Source organism: Mesorhizobium sp. M2A.F.Ca.ET.037.01.1.1, from assembly GCF_003998075.1.
Lineage (GTDB): Bacteria > Pseudomonadota > Alphaproteobacteria > Rhizobiales > Rhizobiaceae > Mesorhizobium.
Window position 1 is genome coordinate 1 of sequence record NZ_RZSA01001208.1, and the last position, 1,739, is coordinate 1,739.

A 1,739-nucleotide genomic window follows, 5' to 3' on the forward strand; every position below is an offset into this window, starting at 1 on the left:
GAGACCGCCAAGGCGACGATCATCCAGACCCGCCATCGCATCCCTGAGCAGCCACTGACCGCCGGCCAGGTGCTGGTCTTCCAGGTGCCGATCCCCGAGCCGCTGCGCTTCCTCGAGCCACGCGAGACCGAGACGCGAAAAATGCATGCGCTGGAGGAATACGGCCTCATGCATGTGAAGCTCTACGAGGACATCGCCAAGCACGGCCGCATAGCCACCACCTATGCGTATCCGGTCAAGGTCGAGGGCCGGTATGTGATGGACCCTTCGCCGACGCCGAAATTCGACAATCCGAAGATGCATCGTTCGCCGGCCCTGCAGCTGTTCGGCGCTGGCCGCGAGAAGCGCATCTACGCGGTGCCGCCCTTCACCGACGTCGTCAGCCTCGATTTCGAGGACCATCCCTTCGAGGTGCAGACCTTCGACCAGCCCTGCGCGCTCTGCGGCGCCGAGAATGTCTATCTCGACGAGGTCATCCTCGACGACCACGGCGGCCACATGTTCGTCTGCTCGGACACCGACCATTGCGAGAAGCGGCGCGCCGACTCTACCTCCCCCTCGTGGGGAGGTCGCGCCGAAGGCGCGGGTGGGGGGAAAGGCCAATCTTCTCTTTCTTCAACCCCCACCCCGGCGCTGCGCGCCGACCCTCCCCACAAGGGGGAGGGTAAGGAGGCCGAATGACCGACGAACCGCTGCTGCGCGTCTCCGCGCTGTCCAAATTCTACGGCTCGCGCGTCGGCTGCGAGAACGTCACCTTCGACCTCTGGCCGGGCGAGGTGCTGGCTGTTGTTGGCGAGTCCGGCTCCGGCAAGACGACGCTGCTCAACTGCCTGTCGACCCGGCTGCTGCCCTCCTCCGGCACCGCGAGCTACCGCATGCGCGACGGCCAGTGGCGCGAGCTCTACCGCATGAGCGAGGCCGAGCGCCGCTTCCTGATGCGCACCGACTGGGGCTTCGTCCACCAGAACCCGGCCGATGGGCTGCGCATGACCGTATCGGCCGGCGCCAATGTCGGCGAGCGGCTGATGGCCGTCGGCGACCGCCATTACGGCAGGATCCGCGCCACCGCCGTCGACTGGCTGTCGCGCGTCGAGATCGACGAGGACCGCATCGACGACGAGCCCCGCGCCTTTTCCGGCGGCATGCGCCAGCGCCTGCAGATCGCCCGCAACCTGGTGACCGGGCCGCGGCTCGTCTTCATGGACGAGCCGACCGGCGGCCTCGACGTCTCAGTTCAGGCGCGTCTGCTCGATCTGTTGCGCGGGCTGGTCACGGACCTCGGGCTGGCGGCAATTGTCGTCACCCACGACCTCGCCGTGGCGCGGCTTCTGTCGCAGCGCATGATGGTGATGAAGGACGGCCGCGTCGTCGAAAGCGGCCTCACCGACCGCGTGCTCGACGATCCGCGCGCGCCCTATACCCAGCTTCTCGTTTCTTCGATTTTGCAGGTCTAGCCGCATGGTCCCGAAAAGTGGAAGCCGGTTTTCGGACCAGACCATGCGGCAAAACAAAGGACTCTAATCATGGCCACGCCGCTTGTTGTTTCCGACATCGCGAAAAGCTTCACCATGCATCTGCGCGACGGCGTCACGCTGCCGGTGGTGGCGGGCGTCTCCTTCTCGATCCGCGCCGGCGAATGCGCCGTGCTCGGCGGGCCGTCGGGTGCCGGAAAAAGCTCGATCCTTAAGATGCTCTACGGCAACTATGCCGTCGACGAGGGCCAGATCATCGTCCAGCAC

General features: G+C 66.1%; 3 protein-coding genes. All 3 read left to right on the forward strand.

All coding sequences use genetic code 11. The features are described from left to right. The coding region (locus tag EOA27_RS35145; protein ID WP_245491296.1) for an alpha-D-ribose 1-methylphosphonate 5-phosphate C-P-lyase PhnJ at window positions 1–681 on the forward strand (681 nt) is incomplete at its 5' end. Continuing rightward, complete coding sequence (phnK, locus tag EOA27_RS35150) at window positions 678–1,454, forward strand: phosphonate C-P lyase system protein PhnK (RefSeq protein ID WP_042640728.1); 777 nt, start codon at window positions 678–680, stop codon at window positions 1,452–1,454. The genes EOA27_RS35145 and phnK, both read left to right, overlap by 4 nt. 69 nt (window positions 1,455–1,523) lie before the next feature. Next, a partial coding sequence (locus EOA27_RS35155; protein WP_127258583.1) for an ATP-binding cassette domain-containing protein occupies window positions 1,524–1,739 on the forward strand: 216 nt, incomplete at its 3' end.